Source organism: Actinoplanes auranticolor (assembly GCF_018332655.1).
GTDB classification, from domain to species: domain Bacteria; phylum Actinomycetota; class Actinomycetes; order Mycobacteriales; family Micromonosporaceae; genus Actinoplanes; species Actinoplanes auranticolor.
In genome coordinates this window covers 65,612-84,438 of record NZ_BOQL01000095.1, presented here as the reverse complement: position 1 = coordinate 84,438, position 18,827 = coordinate 65,612, and the positions used below count along the sequence as shown (strand labels likewise).

Genomic DNA, 18,827 nt, shown 5'->3' with positions numbered 1-18,827 from the left:
GGCCAGCGGCAGCCAGGCCTCAATGGCCCGGTCGCGCAGGCGGGCCCGGCGGCGGTCCCCGGACGGGGTCGCGGCCAGCCGGATCAGGAGCTCGGCGGCGGTCTCGGCACCCTCGGGCGCGGGAGGGCCGGCAGCGGGAGGTACGTCACTGACTGTGGTCGATGGGATCGTGGCAGCGGTCATCGAGGAGGTCCTCCATCAAGCGGGCAGAGAGCCGTGCCCGCACGCGGCGACCGTTCATTTCTCCTTACGCTAGCTGCTCGGACGAACCCTGACTAGCCGAAAGTATGAGTGACGTTGCGTGAGTGAATGTGAAGCCAGGCGGTGAACTCCTCGGCGGGCAGCGGCCGGGACAGCAGGTAGCCCTGCACCACGTCACAGCCCTCGGCGGCCAGGTAGGCGTACGTGTCGGCATCCTCCACCCCCTCGGCGACCACCCGCAGGTCGAGCGCGTGGCCCAGCTGCACCGCCGAGCGCACCACCGCCCGGTCCCGATGGTCGGCGGCGACCCGCTGCACGAACGACTTGTCGATCTTCACCTCGTGCAGCGGCAGTTCGCGCAGCCGGCCCAACGACGAGTAGCCGGTACCGAAGTCGTCGATCGAGATCTCCACCCCCAGCGCGTGCAGCCGTTCGAGGGTGGCCAGGCTGCCGGCCGGGTCGGTGAGGATGGTGCTCTCGGTGATCTCCAGGGTCAGCGCCCGGGCCGGGTTGCCGGTGGCCTCCAGCAGCCGGGCCACCAGGTCGGGCAGCGCGGCGTCGAGCAGGCTGTTCGGCGACAGGTTGACCGCCACGTGCAGGTCGTGCCCGGCCCGGGCCCACTCGGCGCGGCTGCGCAGCGCCCGGTCCAGCACGTGCAGGGTGAGCGGCCAGACCAGGCCGCTGTGCTCGGCCAGCGGGATGAACACGTCCGGCGGGATCGGTCCCTGCTCGGGGTGGTGCCAGCGGGCCAGCGCCTCGGCACCGACCACCCGGCCGGTCCGCGGGTCGACCTTGGGCTGGTACGCGACGGTCAGCTCGCCGCGCTCCACGGCCCGGCGCAGGTCGGCGATGAGCGCCAGCCGCTGCGGGCTGTTGCGGTCCAGCTCGCTGTCGTAGAGACGCAGGCCGTGGCTCTCCTTGGCGGCGTACATCGCGACGTCCGCGTGCCGGATCAGGATCTCGGGGTCGTCGCCGTGCAGCGGGGCCACCGCGACGCCGACGCTGGCCCGCGGAGCCAGCACCAGCGGGCCGATCCGGATCGGCTGGTCCACCACCCCGGCCAGCTCCGCGGCCGCCGCCAGGCCCGCCTCCGGGCTGCCGTCGGTGGGCAGCAGCACGGCGAACTCGTCGCCGCCGAAACGGGCCACCCGGCCGCGCCCGTCGAGGTGGGCCCGCAGCCGCTCGCCGACCTCGCACAGCAGCGCGTCACCGGTCTCGTGACCCAGCGCGTCGTTGATCTCCTTGAACCGGTCCAGGTCCAGCACCAGCACCGCCAGCCCCGGTTCGCCGGCCCGCACCGCCTGCAACCCGGCGTCGAGCAGGTCGTGGAAATGCCGGCGGTTGGGCAGCCCGGAGAGCGGGTCGTGCAGCGCCAGGTGTTGCTTCTCGTCGGCCTCGCGGCGCAGCCGGTCGACCAGATCGGCCCGGCCCAGCGCCGCACCGGCGTGGTTGGCCAGCGCCCCGAGCAGCCGCAGCTTGGCCTCGGTGAAGCCGCCGGCGTCGGTGAGGCTGTCCGCGACGACCAGGACCGCCCGGCGCTCGCCGAAGACCAGCGGCACGGCCATCGCGTCACCCGCCGGGCCGGCCGGGCGCAGCACCGGGGAACCCAGCAGGGCCGGCCGCAGCCAGGCGTCGGCGCCGGGGCTGCCCAGGCTCACCGCCGGACGGCCGGACTGCCCGGTCAGCCGGGTGTGCCGCAGCTCCTCACCGTGCGCGACGACCAGTTCCGCCGTGCCGGCCCGCAGCACGTCGCGGGCCCGGTCCAGCACCACGGCGACCAGCTCGTCGATCCCGCGGGCGCCGTCGAGGGCGCGGGTGAAGCCGTAGAGCTGTTCCACCTCGGCGTTGCCGTCGCCCAGCGCGATGTAGGCGCGGTAGGCCAGCAGCAGCACGACGGCCACGATGCCGATCAGGGCCGGCGCCCACTGCGGCTCGGTGGCGGCCAGGAAGCTGATCAGGGCACCGGTCGTGGTGGCCACGACCAGCCCCGTGCTGCGCAGTGCGGCCGGCAGCCGGCGCCACTCCCCCGGATCGTCGTGCACCGCGATCACGGCGGTGACCAGCACGGCCGCCACCACGTCGGCGGCGATCATGGCCAGATAGGCGCCCAGCACGGTCCGCAGTCCGACGCCCCCGGCGGAGATGCCGAGCTCGTGCGCGGTGACGGCGTGGAAGACCAGGACGCCGACGCAGGCCTGGACGGCGAGCAGGGCGACGTTGAAGGCGAGCTTGGTGCCGCGCTGACCGCGTACGGCGACCAGCCCGGCCCCGCCGGCCAGGGCCCGGACCAGGATCACCGTGACCGGGTCGAAGCCGAGCAGCCCGAAGACCATCGGGAACTCGGAGACGTTGATGCCGTGCGCGCCGCGACGGACGCGGACGTGCACGGTGAAGCCCTCGGTGAGGAAGAACAGCACAGCGAGCCCGGCGAGCCACCACAGCCCGCCGGGCAGCGCGGGCGCGGCGACGCCGTCGGCGGCGAGGACCAGCGCCACGGCGGCGGAGGCCGCGCCCATGCTCGCGGTGAGCAGACCCACCAGGAGCTGCGGGCGCGGCCGCCACCGGCGCCGTGCTAGTGCCATGGCTCCCCGGTCCAGCCGGCCGCCGACCAGCTGCGCCCGCTCCAGGAGCGGCCGGTCCAGGTCTGCGACGACCAGCTCCGTCCGCTCCAGAGGGCACTCGACCAGCTGCGCCCGGACCAGAGGGCGCCCGACCACGACCGGCCGGTCCAGGTGACCGGGGACCAGGTCCTCGGGCCGGTGTACGTGGTGGCCCAGGCGGTGCCGGTCCAGGTCGAGCCGTTCCAGGTGCCGCCGACCCAGCTGCGCTGGATGGCCGAGGCCTGCGTCCAGACCGGGGCGTTCCAGGCCCTGCCGAAGATGTCCCGCTCGCCGGTCAGCGGGGTGCCGGTGACCGAGTCGTAGACGTAAGCGCCGGCCCGCGAGGCCTCCAGCGAGCCCAGCCCGGTGGCCGCGACGTTGACCTGCCGGGTGTAGGTGGTCCGGGCGCGGGCGGCGCGGGCCACGTTGATCTGGCCGGCCCCGGCCGCGTACGGGTCGCCGCCGATGATCGGGTCGGCGGTGCTGGTCAGCAGCTTCTTGACGTCGTCGGGTCGCAGGCCGGGACGCTGCTGCAGCAGTAGCGCCACCGAGCCGGAGACCACTGCGGCCGCCTGGGACGTGCCGCTGCCGCGCAGGAACCGCTGCTCGGGGTCGTCCAGCAGGCTCAGGCGGGCACCCGGGTAGGTCCGGTCGATGTACGAACCGGGGCTGCGCAGCGACACCACGGAACGCCCGGCGGCCAGCACGTCCGGGTGGCGCGCCGCGTTGCCCCGGTTGCTGAAGTCCGCGACGACGTCGTCGGCCCGCACGTCGGTGCCCCGCGGGTCGGCCCCGCCGACGGCGATGACGTCCGGGTCGGCGGCCGGCATGGTGAGCCGGTTCGCCGTGAAGCCGTCGTTGCCGGCGGCGACCACGACGGTGATCCCGGCCTCCCAGGCCTTCTCGACGGCGAAGGCCAGCGGGTCCAGCGACGCCGGCTGGGTGGACTGGGTGCCGTACGACAGGTTCAGCACTTTGATGTTGAGCCCGGGGTCGTTGCGGTGCGCGACGACCCAGTCGATGCCGGCGATGACCTGGGAGACGTCACTGGCCCCGTCGGCCGAGGCGACCTTGACGCTGACGATGTGCGCGCCCGGGGCCACGCCGGTGAACCGGGTGCCGACGGTGAAAGTGGGATCCTGCCCGGCGATGATGCCGGCCATGTGCGTGCCGTGCCCGAACGTGTCGAGATGGCGCAGGTTGGCCGCCTGGGACTCGAAGGACAGGTCCGGTCCGTTGATCACCTTCCCGGCGCCGTCGAGGCCCTTGACCGGCGAGACCCCGGAGTCGATGAGCGCGACCCCGACGCCGGACCCGGTCAGCGCGACCCCGGTGGCGGTGTCACCGTCGTCCGGGTTGTCCTTGTCCGCCTTGTCGGCGCCGGCGCCCCTGACGATGGTGTTCATCCTGGTCGTGCCGGTCTGCACCAGCCAGTTCTTACTCAGCCAGGGCGTGTCCGCGGCCGCGTGGGCGGGGGCGGCGACCGCGAGGGTGCCGGTCACGGTGACAGCGGTGACGGCCAGGGCCGCGAGTTTCCGCATGGATGCTCCTCCGGTGGCACCGCGCCCACGGGTCGGGGAGTCGCCCACGGGCTCAGTGCCGGTACAGCCGCCCTATCGACCGGGACCGGCGGGACTTGAACAGAACGGGCGTGCCACCCGTCACGAGCGCGCGGATCGTCGGATGGCACGATTCGACACCGGGTGTGCGTGGGTACACAGACGTCAAACGCACCGGAGACGGAGTACTGGCATGGCCATTCTGGGTATCGACATCGGTGGTTCCGGCGTGAAGGGGGCGCCGGTCGACACCGTGCGCGGGGAGCTGCTCGAGGAGCGGTTCCGGGTCCCGACGCCGCAGCCGTCGGACGTCGGCAGCGTCGTGGAGGCGGTCGCCGAGGTCGCCGCGAAGTTCTCCGGGTACGACCGGGTGGGGGTCACCTTCCCCGGTGTGGTGGTCGACGGGATCACCCGGAGCGCCGCCAACGTCGACAAGTCCTGGCTCGACGCGCCCGCCGCGCGGCTGTTCACCGAGCGGCTCGGCAAGCCGGTGTCCGTGCTCAACGACGCCGACGCCGCGGGCGTCGCCGAGGTCGCCTTCGGCGCCGGGCACGACCAGCGCGGCCTGACGATGATGCTGACCTTCGGTACGGGTATCGGCAGTGCCCTGTTCCTGGACGGCACGCTGATCCCGAACACCGAGTTCGGCCACCTGGAGCTGGACGGCAAGGACGCCGAGCTGCGCGCCTCCGACCGGGCCCGCGAGCAGGAGGATCTGAGCTGGGAGAAGTGGGCCGGCCGGGTCCAGGACTATCTGCGGCACGTGGAGATGCTGCTGTCGCCGCGGCTGTTCATCGTCGGGGGCGGCGTGAGCAAGAAGGCCGACAAGTGGCTGCCGCTGATCGAGATCCGTACCCCGATCGTCGCGGCGACCCTGCTGAACAACGCCGGCATCATCGGCGCCGCGGTCACCGCCGAGCAGGCGGACGGGCACCCCGGCTCGTTCCCCGTCGACGCCGACCAACCGAGCTGAGGAGTTCCATGCCCCGCACCATCGCCACGAACACCGAGGTCGGCCGCGCGGAACTGCTCGAGTTCCTGCGGCCCCGGCACCACGCGATCCTGATGACCACCCGCCGGGACGGGCGCCCGCAGGCGTCGCCGAACACCTGCGGGGTGGACGCCGAGGGCCGCATCGTCATCTCGACGTACCCGGAGCGGGCCAAGGCGATGAACATCCGCCGCGACTCCCGGGTCAGCGTCTGCGTGCTCTCCGACGACTTCGGCGGCCCGTGGGTCCAGGTCGACGGGACGGCCGAGGTCATCGACCTGCCCGATTCGGTCGAGCCGCTGGTCGAGTACTTCCGCAGCATCTCCGGCGAGCACCCGGACTGGGACGAGTACCGCCAGGCCATGCGTGACCAGGGCAAGTCCCTGATCCGGATCACCGTCGAGCGGTGGGGCCCGATCGCCACCGGCGGCTTCCCGGCCCGCCTGGCCTGACGCGGTTCCTCCGATCGATCCGGACCGGTCCGGTTCGGTGCGGCCCCGGCGGGTACGCCTGCCGGGGACAACCGCCCGACAACCGGCGAAGGAGCCGATCATGACGGACGTCGCGAGCAGGGGCTCCGGCCCCGACGACTCCCGGGACGGGCTGACCACCCGGCAGGGCCATCCGGTCTACGACAACCAGAACCAGCGCACGGTCGGCGCCCGCGGGCCGGCGACGCTGGAGAACTACCACTTCCTCGAGAAGATCAGCCACTTCGACCGCGAACGGATCCCCGAGCGGGTCGTGCACGCGCGCGGGGTGACCGCGTTCGGCCACTTCGAGGCGTACGGCAAGTGGGGTGACGAACCGATCGACCGGTTCACCCGGGCCAAGCTGTTCCAGGAGGCGGGCAAGCGCACCGACGTGGCGCTGCGCTTCTCCACGGTCATCGGCGGGCGCGACTCCAGCGAGGCGGCGCGGGACCCGCGCGGCTTCGCGGTGAAGTTCTACACCGAGGACGGCAACTGGGACCTCGTCGGCAACAACCTGGGCGTCTTCTTCATCCGGGACGCCGTCAAGTTCTCCGACGTGATCCATGCGCTCAAGCCCGACCCGGTGGACTTCGAGCAGAAGCCGAACCGGATCTTCGACTTCATGTCGCAGACCCCCGAGTCGATGCACATGCTGGTCAACCTGTTCAGCCCGCGGGGCATCCCGGCGGACTACCGGCACATGCAGGGCTTCGGGGTGAACACCTACAAGTGGGTCAACGAGGCCGGCCAGAGCGTGCTGGTCAAGTACCACTGGATGCCGAAGCTGGGCGTGCGCAGCATGACCGAGGAGGACGCGGCCAACGTGCAGGCGGGCGGTCTCGGGCACGCCACCAAGGACCTGTACGCGGCGATCGGCGCCGGCGACTTCCCCGAGTGGGAGCTGCTGGTGCAGATGATGAGCGACGACGAGCACCCCGAGCTGGATTTCGACCCCCTCGACGACACCAAGCTGTGGCCGGAGAACGAGTTCCCGCCGCGGCCGGTGGGGCGCCTGGTGCTCGACCGGATGCCGGAGAACTTCTTCGCCGAGAACGAGCAGATCGCCTTCGGCACCGGTGTGCTGGTCGACGGCCTCGACTTCTCCGACGACAAGATGCTCATCGGGCGCACGTTCTCGTACTCGGACACCCAGCGTTACCGGGTCGGCCCGAACTACCTGCAGCTGCCGGTCAACCAGGCCCGCAACGCCCCCGTCCGGACCAACCAGCGTGACGGGCAGATGGCCTTCCACCAGGACCTGGCCGGGCAGAACCCGCACGTCAACTACGAGCCGTCGATCACCGGCGGACTCCGCGAGGCGCAGTATCCGAGCCACGACGAGCAGGGACCGGTGATCACCGGACGGCTCACCCGCAAGCGGATCCCGCGCACCAACGACTACGTCCAGGCCGGTCAGCGCTACCTGCTGATGGAGCAGTGGGAGCGCGACGACCTGGTGAAGAACTTCGTCGATCTGCTGGCGCAGTGCGACCGGCCGATCCAGGAGCGGATGGTCTGGCACTTCCTGCTGGTGGAGAACGAGCTCGGCCTGCGGGTCGGCGAGGGCCTCAAGATCAGCCCGGAGGACGTCCGCGGCCTGCGGCCGCTGAACGGCCAGACGCTCACCGACGAGGACCGTGAGCGCCTGGCCCACCTGGGCACCAACCCGCCCCGGGACGTTGCGGGCCTGAAGATGACCCACTGCGTTCCCGACGAACGCGCCAAGATGACCCGTTAGCCGTGTCTGATGGCCTCGCTCCGCTCGGCGGGGATCGCGCCCCATGAGGTCGGTGTCGAGGCCACCGAAAATGACTACGGCAAGGAGCGCCTGGTCATTTTCGGCGTCCTCGACACCGACGGGCGCGATCCAGGCGGGTCATCCGCGCACGACGGAGGTCGGGAGCAGGTAGAGCAGGGTCTCGCGGTGCATGTCGGCCACGGGCTCCAGCAGGTCCGGGTGGCGGAGCAGGGCGGCGGCCTCCACGTCGCGGGGGTCCGGGGCGGTCAGCCGGCGGAACTCGCTGGGCAGGTCGCCCGCCTTGCGCGGCCGGGGCCGGGGCCGGCCGTCCGCGACCGGCACCGCCGCGGCCACCGAGTCCACCGCCCGGGCGGCCAGCACCGGGTCGGCCAGCAGGCAGGCGGCCCAGCTGACCACGACCTCGTCGACCCAGGTCCGCCAGCCCTGGTCCTCGGCCAGCTCGTCGTCGGGCTCGCTGCCGGCCCGCCAGTCCAGCACCGCGGAGCCGCCCGGCCCCGCCATGGCGACCAGTTCGGCGTCGACCGGTGTCGGATAGCGCAGCCAGGCGGCGACCGTGACGGCCTGGCGGGCCTGCAGCTCGGCCAGGGTGTCCGCGGCCCGGTCGGCGCCGCTGGACGGGTACGCCCGGACCAGCCAGTGCGTGCTCGCCGCGATGACCGGCGACAGCGCGGTGGACGGTCCGGCCATTTGTGCCCCCAAGAGTTGGCGCACACCCCGTCGCGGGGTGCGTCACGCTACCTCTCGGCTCTGACCGGGCCCGCTTGAGTAGCCTCGCCCCGATGGCAACCCACGGCAACCGACGCGCAACGAGCTTCACGCGGGTGGCCTCCGGCACGGCCTCGCTGGAGCCGGACCGCCACCGGCAGCGGGGCTGGACGCTGCTGGTCGAGGGGGTGCCGCAGTCGTACGTCGACCTGGCCGATCCCACCTACCTGGCCTTCTCCTACGTGCGCCGGCTGGCCACGGTGCTGCGGTTGGCGGCTCCTGCGGCCGTACCGTTGACGGTCCTGCATCTCGGCGGCGGCGCGCTGACGCTGCCCCGCTGGGTGGCCGCGACGCGGCCCGGGTCCGCGCAGACCGTGGTGGAACGCGACGGCCTGCTGCTCGCGCTGGTCTCCCGGTCGCTGCCCTGGCCATCCGCCGTCGGGGTCGTGGTGGGTGATGCCCGCGAGTTCGTCGACGCCGGCCCGGCCCGGGGGTACGACGTGGTGGTGGCCGACGTGTTCGAGGGCGCGGCGATGCCGGCGAGTGTGGCCGGGGTGGGCTTCGCGACGGCCGCCGCCCGCCTGCTGCGGCCCGGCGGCGTGCTGGCGATGAACCTCACCGATGTGCCGCCGCTGTCCTACTCCCGCATCCAGGCGGCGACCCTGCGCGCGGCGTTCGGGGACGTGGCCCTGATCGCCCCGCCGGGCATGCTGCGTGGCCGCAGAGCGGGCAACGTGGTGCTCGCCGCGAGCCACGGACCTGGGGTGATCGACATCGAGCGACTCACTCGTTCCGTGGCCCGCGACCCGGAGCCGGCGCGCGTCTGGCACGGCGCGGAATTGACCGCTTTCCTGGCCGGCGCGATGGCGCGCCTCGACGGGCCGCGCTGAATGCTCTCCGGTAGGTTGGACCCACCGGGTGCGCGGCTGTTTGCGGTTGCTCCATAGCGGAGAAACCTGTTCTGACGGCTGCCCAATTCGCCCGTCGCCGTGCCCGCCCCCGCGCTCGAAGATTACGGTGGAGATCATGACCGGTCGCTTTCCCATCGAAGATGTGACGCCATCGGTGTCCTGTGGCCGCTACCCCGCGAAAGCGGTGGTCGGCGAGCTCGTCCCCATCTCGGCGGTGTCCTATCGGGAAGGCCACCACGCCCTCGGCGTGAACGTGGTATGGCAGGGTCCGGAGGGCGAGGCCGAGCCGTTCACCCGGCTCACCCCCGGCGAGCCCGGCCTGGACAAGTGGCACGGGGCGATCAAGCCGGACCGGGTGGGCCGGTGGACGTTCACCATCGAGGCGTTCGACGACCCGTACCAGACCTGGCGCAACGCCGTGACCAAGAAGATCGGCGCCGGGCAGGGGCTCGAGGACCTGGCCAACGACCTGGCCGAGGGGGCCGAGCTGCTCGACCTGGCGGCCAAGATCGTGCCGAGCGAGGAGGAGGAGCGGGTCCGCGACGCGGCCGCCGCCCTGCGCGACCCGCAGCGCTCGCTGTTCTCGCGCGTCTCCCCCGGGCTGGAGCTGGAAGAGCTGCTCTGGCAGCATCCGGTCCGCCAGCTGGTGACCACCACCCGCTCGTACGCGATCTGGGTCGACCGCCAGCGCGCGCTCTTCTCGTCGTGGTACGAGTTCTTCCCGCGGTCCGAGGGTGCCGAGATCGGCCCGGAGGCGACCCCGATCAGGCACGGCACCTTCGCCACCGCCGCCGAGCGCATCCCGGCCGTCGCCGCGATGGGCTTCGACGTGCTCTACCTGCCCCCGATCCACCCGATCGGCAAGATCAACCGCAAGGGTCGCAACAACACGCTGGTGGCCCGCGAGGGCATCGACGTGGGCTCGCCCTGGGCGATCGGCTCCGACGAGGGCGGCCACGACGCCATCCACCCGCAGCTGGGCACGCTGGAGGACTTCCGCGCGTTCATCGGCAAGGCCCACGAGCACGGTCTCGAGATCGCGATGGACCTGGCGCTGCAGTGCGCGCCGGACCACCCGTGGGTCAAGGAGCACCCGGAGTGGTTCACCACCCGCGCCGACGGCACGATCGCCTACGCGGAGAACCCGCCGAAGAAGTACCAGGACATCTACCCGCTGAACTTCGACAACGACCCCAAGGGACTGCGCGAGGAGGTCCTGCGCGTCGTCCTGCACTGGGTGTCCAACGGGGTCAAGGTCTTCCGGGTCGACAACCCGCACACCAAGACGCTGAACTTCTGGCAGTGGGTCATCGCGAAGATCAAGGACGTCGACCCGGACGTGCTGTTCCTGGCCGAGGCGTTCACCCGGCCGGCCATGATGAACGGGCTCGGCAAGATCGGCTTCACCCAGTCGTACACGTACTTCACCTGGCGCACCACGGCCTGGGAGATGAAGGAGTACATGGGCCAGCTCAAGGCCTCGATCGACTGGATGCGGCCCAACTTCTGGCCGAACACACCGGACATCCTGCACGAGTCGCTGCAGCACGGCGGCCCGCCGATGTTCAAGATCCGCACGGTGCTGGCCAGCATGCTCTCACCGTCCTGGGGCATGTACTCGGGACTGGAGCTGTTCGAGCACGTGGCCCGTCCGGGCGCCGAGGAGTACATCGACAACGAGAAGTTCGAGCTCAAGCCCCGCGACTGGGCCGCCGCCGAGCGGGCCGGGCGGAGCCTGGCGCCGTACATCACCAAGCTCAACACGATCCGGCGCGAGAATCCGGCGCTGCACTGGCTGCGGAACCTGGAATTCCATGAGATCGACAACGCCTCTCTGCTGTGCTGGTCGAAGCGGGATCCGGAGTCGGGCAACACCGTTCTGGTGATCTGCTCGTTCGACTCGGCGAACGTGCAATGGGGTAACACGACACTCGACATGCCCGCGCTGGGCCTGGAATGGCACGAGCGGTTCACCGTGACCGACCAGCTCACCGGGGCGACGTACGAGTGGGGTCAGCACAACCCGGTCCGGATCGACCCGTACGTCGAGCCCGCACACGTGTTCGTGGTGCACCCGCGCCGATAGGCAGTACCGAGCGATTCAGTTCCTGCGGGGTGGGGTAGGTGAACGTCTGATGGACCTGACGAGCGAACTCGACGAGAACGTCGAGCACGATCCCGCGGAGGGCAGCCACGTCGAGGACGGTGTGGTCGAGCATCCGACCGCCGACGACTTCGGGCACGCCCGCGCGCTGCCCGCCGACCGGACCTGGTTCAAACGCGCCGTCTTCTACGAGGTGCTGGTCCGGGCCTTCTACGACTCCAGCTCCGACGGCTCCGGCGACCTGCGCGGGCTGATCGAGCGCCTGGACTACCTGCAGTGGCTCGGCGTCGACTGCCTGTGGCTGCCGCCGTTCTACGACTCACCGCTGCGCGACGGCGGCTACGACATCCGCGACTTCTACCGCGTGCTGCCGGAGTTCGGCACAGTCGAGGACTTCGTCGCCCTGCTCGACGCGGCCCACAAGCGTGGTATCCGGGTCATCACCGACCTGGTCATGAACCACACCTCGGATTCGCACGCGTGGTTCCAGGAGTCGCGCCGCGACCCCGAGGGCCCGTACGGCGACTACTACGTGTGGAGCGACACCAGCGAGCCGTACTCCGACGCCCGGATCATCTTCGTGGACACCGAGGAGTCGAACTGGACGTTCGACCCGGTCCGCCGGCAGTTCTACTGGCACCGCTTCTTCTCCCACCAGCCGGACCTCAACTACGACAACCCGGCCGTGCAGGAAGCCATGATCGACGTCCTGCGCTTCTGGCTGGACCTCGGCATCGACGGCTTCCGGCTGGACGCGGTGCCGTACCTGTTCGAGCGTGAGGGCACCAACTGCGAGAACCTGCCCGAGACGCACGCGTTCCTCAAGCACTGCCGCAAGGTGATCGACGACGAGTTCCCCGGCCGGGTGCTGCTCGCCGAGGCCAACCAGTGGCCGGCCGACGTGGTCGAATACTTCGGTGACGCCGACACCGGCGGCGACGAGTGCCACATGGCGTTCCACTTCCCGCTGATGCCGCGCATCTTCATGGCGGTACGCCGCGAGTCGCGCTTCCCCATCTCCGAGATCCTGGCCCAGACCCCGGCCATCCCGGACATGGCCCAGTGGGGCATCTTCCTGCGCAACCACGACGAGCTGACGCTTGAGATGGTCACCGACGAAGAGCGCGACTACATGTTCACCGAGTACGCCAAGGACCCGCGGATGAAGGCCAACGTGGGCATCCGCCGGCGGCTCGCCCCCCTGCTGGAGAACGACCGCAACCAGATCGAGCTGTTCACCGCCCTGCTGCTGTCGCTGCCCGGTTCGCCGGTGCTGTACTACGGCGACGAGATCGGCATGGGCGACAACATCTGGCTGGGTGACCGCGACGGCGTCCGCACCCCGATGCAGTGGACGCCCGACCGCAACGCCGGCTTCTCCACCGCCAACCCCGGCCGGCTCTACCTGCCGGCCAACCAGGATCCGATCTACGGCTACCAGTCGGTGAACGTGGAGGCTCAGCGGGACAGCTCGACGTCGCTGCTCAACTGGACCCGCACCATGCTGGCGGTCCGCCGCCGCCACGAAGCGTTCGCCACCGGCACCTTCCGTGAGCTCGGCGGCTCCAACCCGTCGGTGCTCGCGTTCCTGCGCGAGGACGGCGACGACGTGGTCCTCTGCGTCAACAACCTCTCGCGGTTCCCCCAGCCCATCGAGCTGAACCTGCAGCACTGGAACGGGTACACGCCGGTCGAGCTGACCGGACACGTGAACTTCCCGCGCATCGGCCAGCTGCCGTACCTGCTGACCCTGCCGGGACACGGGTTCTACTGGTTCCAGCTGTGCGGGTCCGAGGAGAAGCAATGACGCTGCCCTACGCCGAATGGCTCCCCCAGCAACGCTGGTACGCGGGCCGCAGCCGCACTCTCGCGGACGTCAAGCAGGCGTCGTCGACGCCGTTGAAGGACGATCTGGACCTGGTGCTGCTGGACGTCTCGTACACCGACGGCAGCTCCGAGCGCTACCAGGTGCTGGTGGCGTGGGACTCGGGGCCGATCTCGGAGTACAGCACCGTGGCCACGATCGGCACGGACGGCGACCGCACCGGCTACGACGGCCTGTACGACCCGGAAGCCGCGACCTACCTGCTGTCGCTGATCTCGTCCGACGCCACCGCCGGGGACATCGTCTTCCAGTCCGAGCCGGAGGCGACCTTCCCGCTGGAGCACGCGTCGCGGGTCTTCGACGCCGAGCAGAGCAACACCAGCGTGATCTTCGAGCAGGAGGCCATCCTCAAGGTCTTCCGCCGGGTCGACTGCGGGATCAACCCCGACATCGAGCTCAACCGGGTGCTCGGCCGGGCCGGCAACCCGCACGTGGCCAAGCTGCTCGGCTCGTTCGAGACCACCGAGGGCGGACAGCCCTGCCCGCTGGGCATGGTGACCGCGTACGCGCTCAACTCGGCCGAGGGCTGGGCGATGGCCACCGCCAGCGCCCGCGACCTGTTCGCCGACGCCGAGATGGGCGCCGACGAGGTGGGCGGCGACTTCGCCGGTGAGTCGTACCGCCTGGGCGAGGCCGTCGCCTCGGTGCACCGCACGCTCGCCGACGAGCTCGGCTCCGGCCCGTCGCCGTTCCCGGTCGACGCCGTCATCGCCCGGCTCGCCAGTGCCACCGCGGCCGTGCCCGAGCTGAGCGAGTACGTCCCGGCCATCGAGGAACGCTTCCGCAAGCTCACCGGCGAACAGGTCACGGTCCAGCGCGTGCACGGCGACCTGCACCTGGGCCAGGTGCTGCGGGTGCCGGCGGCGTGGCTGCTCATCGACTTCGAGGGCGAGCCCGGCCAGCCGCTCGACGAGCGGCGGCTGCCCGACTCGCCGCTGCGCGACATCGCCGGCGTGCTGCGCAGCTACGAGTACGCCGCCTACCAGCTGCTGGTGGACCAGGACGACAACGAGCACCTCGCCGCCCGGGCCCGCGAATGGGTCGACCGCAACCGCACCGCCTTCTGCGACGGGTACGCGGCCGCCTCCGGCCACGATCCGCGCGAGCAGGGTGCGCTGCTGGCGGCGTACGAGCTCGACAAGGCGGTCTATGAGGCCGCGTACGAATCCCGGCACCGGCCCGGATGGCTGCGGATCCCGCTGCGGTCGATCGCGCGGCTCGCCGGCTGATGACCCCGTCCGACCGCCCCGCCACCGCCCTTGACCGGACTGAAGGCCATTCTCAAGGAGTACCGATGCAGACCACCCCGCCGCCGTCCCTGGCCGGCGATCAGCGTGCGATGAACGCCGTGATGGCCGGCGACACGCACGACCCGCACAGCCTGCTCGGGACGCACCCGAGCGGCGACCACACGGTGATCCGCACGCTCCGCAAGGGCGCCAAGGAGGTCACCCTCGTCGTCGGTGACGAGCGCGTCGCGATGACGGCGGTGCACCCGGACGGCATCTTCGCCGCCTCGGTGCCCGGCGCGGTGCTCGACTACCGCCTCGACGTCGACGGCACCGTCTACGACGACCCGTACCGGCACCTGCCCACCCTGGGCGAGCTCGACCTGCACCTGATCGGTGAGGGCCGGCACGAGAAGCTCTGGAAGGTGCTCGGCGCCCAGGCCAGGGACAACGGCGTCGCCTTCGCGGTATGGGCGCCCAGCGCCCGCGGCGTGCAGCTGATCGGCGACTTCGCCGGCTGGGGCCCGTTCGACGGCCTGCCGATGCGCTCGCTGGGCAGCAGCGGCGTCTGGGAGCTGTACGTGCCCGGCGCCTCCTCCGGCACCAAGTACAAGTTCAAGATCCTCGGCCGCGACGGCGTCTGGCGCGAGAAGGCCGACCCGCTGGCCCAGCACACCGAGGTGCCGCCGCGCACGGCCTCGGTCGTGTACGAGTCCACCTACGAGTGGCAGGACGCCGACTGGATGACCCAGCGCGCGACCAAGCAGTGGCACCAGGAGCCGATGAGCGCGTACGAGGTGCACCTCGGCTCGTGGCGGCCCGGCCTGTCCTACACCGAGCTGGCCGAGCAGCTGGTCGACTATGTCGTCGAGACCGGATTCACCCACGTCGAGCTGATGCCCGTGATGGAGCACCCGTTCGGCGGCTCGTGGGGCTACCAGGTCACCGGCTACTTCGCGCCGACCTCCCGCTTCGGCTCACCCGACGAGTTCCGCCACCTGGTCGACAAGCTGCACCAGGCCGGCATCGGCGTCATCCTCGACTGGGTGCCCGCGCACTTCCCCAAGGACGAGTGGGCGCTGGCGCGCTTCGACGGCACCCCGCTCTACGAGCACGGCGACTGGCGGCGCGGCGAGCACCCGGACTGGGGCACGTACGTCTTCGACTTCGGCCGGCGCGAGGTCCGCAACTTCCTGGTGGCCAACGCCAACTACTGGTGCGAGGAGTTCCACGCCGACGGGCTGCGGGTCGACGCGGTCGCCTCGATGCTCTACCTGGACTACTCCCGCAAGGACGGCGAGTGGACGCCGAACCAGTACGGCGGCCGGGAGAACCTCGACGCGATCAGCTTCCTGCAGGAGATGAACGCGACGGTCTACCGCAACAACCCCGGCGTGGTCACCATCGCCGAGGAGTCCACGGCGTGGCCGGGCGTCACCCGCCCCACCCACCTCGGCGGGCTGGGCTTCGGCTTCAAGTGGAACATGGGCTGGATGAACGACACCCTCTCGTACATGGAGAAGGAGCCGATCTACCGGCAGTGGCACCACCACCAGATGACCTTCGCCACCGTGTACGCGTGGAGCGAGAACTACATCCTGCCGATCAGCCACGACGAGGTCGTGCACGGCAAGGGCTCGCTCACCGGCAAGATGCCCGGCGACCAGTGGCAGCAGCTGGCCAACACCCGGGCGCTGCTGGGCTTCATGTGGGCCTTCACCGGCAAGCAGCTGATCTTCATGGGCGCCGAGATGGGCGACGAGCGGGAGTGGAGCGAGGAACGCGGCCTCGACTGGGACCTGCTCGCCGACGAGAGCCGCGGCGGCGGCATCCACAAGCTGGTCAAGGACCTGAACAAGGCGTACCGGGACATCCCGGCGCTGTGGACGCAGGACACCACGGCGAGCGGCTTCCGCTGGATCACCAGCGAGGACTCGCAGCACAACACGTTCTCCTTCCTGCGCCTGGCCCCGAACGGCGACACGATGGCGTGCGTGGTGAACTTCGCCGCGGTGCCGCACGACAACTACCGCATCGGCCTGCCCCGGGCCGGCGTCTGGCGCGAGGCCGTGAACACCGACAGCACCCTGTACGGCGGCTCGGGCGTGGGCAACCTCGGTGAGGTCCACGCCGAGGAGATGCCGTGGCACGGGCTGAACGCGTCGGCGTCGCTGCGCGTGCCGCCGCTGGGCGCGGTCTGGCTGCACTTCGAGGGCTGAGCCCTCTTTGCGGGTAGGCGGGCGAAACTGTCGGTGACCGGGTCTATGGTGCGAGAAGTCGTTCATCCTCGACAAAGGAGCCGGTCATGGCAGTGCGCCTCAATCCCTACATCGCGTTCACCGACGGCAAGGCCCGCGCCGCGATGGAGTTCTACCACTCCGTCCTCGGCGGCGAGCTGAACGTCAGCACCTTCGGTGACTTCGGCGCCCCCGACCCGGCGCTGGCCGACAAGGTCATGCACGCCACGCTGGTCACCGACACCGGCATGGTCCTGATGGGCGCCGACGCACCGCCCGGTCTGGAGCACGTGCCGGGCAACGACATCGCGATCAGCCTCAGCGGCGACGAGGCCGAGGTGATGCGCGAGTGGTGGGCCAAGCTGGCCGACGGCGGCGTGGTCAGCACCCCGCTGGAGAAGCAGATGTGGGGCGACGAGTTCGGCACCTGCACCGACCGCTTCGGCGTGGAGTGGATGGTCAACATCGCCGCGCCGCAGTCCTGATGCTGGACGAGCTGCGCGGCATCTGCATGGCTCTGCCCGAGGTCACCGAGCGGCCCAGTCACGGCGCACCCACGTGGTTCGTGCGGGACCGGCGGACCTTCGTGACCCTGTGGGAGCACGGCCATCATGACAACCAGTTCCCGCACCTGTGGTGTGCGGCGCCGCCCGGGGCCCAGCAGGAGCTGATCGCCGCCGATCCGGAGCGGTTCTTCCGCCCGCCGTACGTGGGCCACCGCGGCTGGCTCGGCGTCCGGCTCGACGGCGACGTCGACTGGGCCGAGATCGCCGAGCTGTGCCAGGACGCCTACGAAACCGTGTCGAGGCCGAAGAAGTCCGTTTCCAACAAGCCGTAGCGCAGATCGTCGGTCCACTCACCCTTGATCCAGGTGTGCTGCCGCAACAGCCCTTCCCGCCGGAAGCCGGTCCGCTCCAGCACCCGGTAGGAGGCCACGTTGCGCGCGTCGCACTCGGCCGACACCCGGTGCAGTCCCTTGACCCGGAAAAGATGCTCCAGCACGGCCCGGACGGCCTCGGTGGCGTACCCGTGCCCCTGCCACCGCGGCGCCACGGTGTAGCCGATCTCGGCCTGCATCCGGTTGTCGTGCAGATTGACGCCGACATCACCGATGTGCGTCCGGGTGGCGGTGACCTCCACGGCGTACTGGAACCAGCCGGGCTGATCCGGATCGGCGGCAGCCATGGACTCGATGGCGTAGCGCGCCCGGTCCAGCGAGTAGGGCGAGTCCCACGACTGGTAGCGCGCGACCGCCGGGTCGGTGCGGTAGGCGGCCAGGGTCTCGGCGTCGGCGGGGCGGAAGCGGCGCAGCACCAGCCGGTCGGTCGTGAGGAGCACGGCCCGAGCGTACGCAGCGGCTGGGTCCGGGGCTTGGCCGACGTCTTGCCCCGGTGTTTCGGGCAGCGCGGCCGCGCGGAGATTGGAGTGGCTGACGCGAGGCTATTGCTCTTCCACGTCCGCGACGATCACCGTGACGTTGTCCGGAGCCCCGGCCTCCAACGTCCGCGCGATCAACTCCGCCGCGCACACCTGCCGGTCCGCGTACGACCGCAGCGTCGTGGCGATCACCTCGTCCTCGACGTAATCGCTCAACCCGTCGCTGCACAGCAGGAACCTGTCCCCGACCCGGACCGGCACCATCCGCCCGGCCGGCCGGAACGGTCCGCCCTGCACAGCCTGGGTCACCAGCGCCCGCTGCGGATGCCGGCGCGCGTCGTCCGGGCTCAGCACCCCCTGATCCACCAGCGCCTGCACATAAGTGTCATCCCGCGTGATCTGCGTCAACTCGCCGTCGCGGCTCAGGTAGCAGCGGGAGTCGCCCACGTTCAGGGCTGCCACCCGGTCCCCGGACAGCATGAGAGTCGTCACCGTCGTGCCCATGCCGTCGCGGGCGTCGTCGTCGGCGACTGCTTCCTCGATGCGCTTGTTCGCTGTTTCCAGCGCCGCGATCAGGTCCTGCAGGGGTTCGCCGGTGTCCGGTTTCACGTCCACGTCGGCGAGGGCGGTGACCAGGATGTCGCTGGCCAGCTCCCCAGCCGGCAGGCCGCCCATGCCGTCCGCCACGACCAGCAACCGGTCGCCGACGAAGACCGCGTCCTCGTTGTTCGACCGGACCAGGCCCTGATCGGAGGCGGCGACCGCACGAAGCACGACACTCATGTCACAAGACTGC

General features: G+C 70.9%; 15 protein-coding genes and 1 pseudogene. 10 read left to right on the top strand and 6 right to left on the bottom strand.

Annotated features, from left to right (window positions below; genetic code table 11):
- The 3 genes and pseudogenes from Aau02nite_RS47165 to Aau02nite_RS47625 all read right to left on the bottom strand — a co-directional run.
- Positions 1-183: pseudogene (locus tag Aau02nite_RS47165) on the bottom strand (RNA polymerase sigma factor SigF); the annotation flags it as partial.
- Positions 184-275: 92 nt separating this feature from the next.
- A complete protein-coding gene (locus Aau02nite_RS47160; RefSeq protein ID WP_246595921.1) occupies positions 276-1,766 on the bottom strand; it encodes a putative bifunctional diguanylate cyclase/phosphodiesterase in 1,491 nt (496 codons plus the stop codon).
- 1,007 nt (positions 1,767-2,773) lie between these two features.
- Complete coding sequence (locus Aau02nite_RS47625) at positions 2,774-4,342, bottom strand: S8 family serine peptidase (protein WP_281421195.1); 1,569 nt, start codon at positions 4,340-4,342, stop codon at positions 2,774-2,776.
- A 211-nt stretch (positions 4,343-4,553) separates the two neighbouring features.
- On the opposite strand from Aau02nite_RS47625, the gene ppgK reads away from it, so the two are divergent.
- The 3 genes from ppgK (at position 4,554) to Aau02nite_RS44755 (ending at position 7,562) form a co-directional block, all read left to right on the top strand.
- On the top strand, positions 4,554-5,333 hold the full coding sequence (gene ppgK, locus Aau02nite_RS44765; RefSeq protein ID WP_212994792.1) for a polyphosphate--glucose phosphotransferase: 780 nt from the start codon (positions 4,554-4,556) through the stop codon (positions 5,331-5,333).
- Positions 5,334-5,341: 8 nt separating this feature from the next.
- Positions 5,342-5,803, top strand: a complete 462-nt coding sequence (locus Aau02nite_RS44760; protein ID WP_212994791.1) for a PPOX class F420-dependent oxidoreductase — start codon at positions 5,342-5,344, stop codon at positions 5,801-5,803.
- A 100-nt stretch (positions 5,804-5,903) separates the two neighbouring features.
- Complete coding sequence (locus tag Aau02nite_RS44755; RefSeq protein WP_212994790.1) at positions 5,904-7,562, top strand: catalase; 1,659 nt, start codon at positions 5,904-5,906, stop codon at positions 7,560-7,562.
- 138 nt (positions 7,563-7,700) lie between these two features.
- Here the strand turns inward: Aau02nite_RS44755 and Aau02nite_RS44750 are convergent, their stop codons facing one another.
- Positions 7,701-8,270, bottom strand: a complete 570-nt coding sequence (locus Aau02nite_RS44750; RefSeq protein WP_212994789.1) for a hypothetical protein — start codon at positions 8,268-8,270, stop codon at positions 7,701-7,703.
- Positions 8,271-8,362: 92 nt separating this feature from the next.
- Here Aau02nite_RS44750 and Aau02nite_RS44745 point away from each other — a divergent pair, with 92 nt between their 5' ends.
- From Aau02nite_RS44745 to Aau02nite_RS44715, 7 genes are all read left to right on the top strand, one after another.
- Positions 8,363-9,178 carry a spermidine synthase gene (locus Aau02nite_RS44745; protein ID WP_212994788.1) on the top strand — a complete coding sequence of 272 codons (816 nt, stop codon included), beginning with the start codon at positions 8,363-8,365 and terminating at the stop codon, positions 9,176-9,178.
- Positions 9,179-9,314: 136 nt separating this feature from the next.
- Positions 9,315-11,285 (top strand): alpha-1,4-glucan--maltose-1-phosphate maltosyltransferase, encoded by a 1,971-nt coding sequence (locus tag Aau02nite_RS44740; RefSeq protein WP_212994787.1) that lies wholly within the window; start codon positions 9,315-9,317, stop codon positions 11,283-11,285.
- A 49-nt stretch (positions 11,286-11,334) separates the two neighbouring features.
- Positions 11,335-13,110 carry a maltose alpha-D-glucosyltransferase gene (gene treS / locus Aau02nite_RS44735; protein WP_212994786.1) on the top strand — a complete coding sequence of 592 codons (1,776 nt, stop codon included), beginning with the start codon at positions 11,335-11,337 and terminating at the stop codon, positions 13,108-13,110.
- On the top strand, positions 13,107-14,417 hold the full coding sequence (locus Aau02nite_RS44730) for a maltokinase N-terminal cap-like domain-containing protein (protein WP_212994785.1): 1,311 nt from the start codon (positions 13,107-13,109) through the stop codon (positions 14,415-14,417). The genes treS and Aau02nite_RS44730 overlap by 4 nt, the downstream gene beginning before the upstream one ends.
- A 110-nt stretch (positions 14,418-14,527) precedes the next feature.
- Positions 14,528-16,636 (top strand): 1,4-alpha-glucan branching protein GlgB, encoded by a 2,109-nt coding sequence (glgB, locus tag Aau02nite_RS44725; RefSeq protein ID WP_212994798.1) that lies wholly within the window; start codon positions 14,528-14,530, stop codon positions 16,634-16,636.
- A gap of 86 nt (positions 16,637-16,722) precedes the next feature.
- The gene (locus tag Aau02nite_RS44720) at positions 16,723-17,139 is read left to right on the top strand and encodes a VOC family protein (protein ID WP_212994784.1); all 417 of its coding nucleotides are present in this window, start codon (positions 16,723-16,725) and stop codon (positions 17,137-17,139) included.
- Positions 17,139-17,492, top strand: a complete 354-nt coding sequence (locus tag Aau02nite_RS44715; protein WP_212994783.1) for an MmcQ/YjbR family DNA-binding protein — start codon at positions 17,139-17,141, stop codon at positions 17,490-17,492. Before Aau02nite_RS44720 ends, Aau02nite_RS44715 begins: the two co-directional genes overlap by 1 nt.
- On the opposite strand, the gene Aau02nite_RS44710 is transcribed toward Aau02nite_RS44715, so the two are convergent.
- A complete protein-coding gene (locus Aau02nite_RS44710; RefSeq protein ID WP_212994782.1) occupies positions 17,444-17,992 on the bottom strand; it encodes a GNAT family N-acetyltransferase in 549 nt (182 codons plus the stop codon). The genes Aau02nite_RS44715 and Aau02nite_RS44710 overlap by 49 nt on opposite strands.
- A 102-nt stretch (positions 17,993-18,094) precedes the next feature.
- Complete coding sequence (locus Aau02nite_RS44705) at positions 18,095-18,814, bottom strand: PP2C family protein-serine/threonine phosphatase (protein WP_212994781.1); 720 nt, start codon at positions 18,812-18,814, stop codon at positions 18,095-18,097.
- Positions 18,815-18,827: the final 13 nt, after the last annotated feature.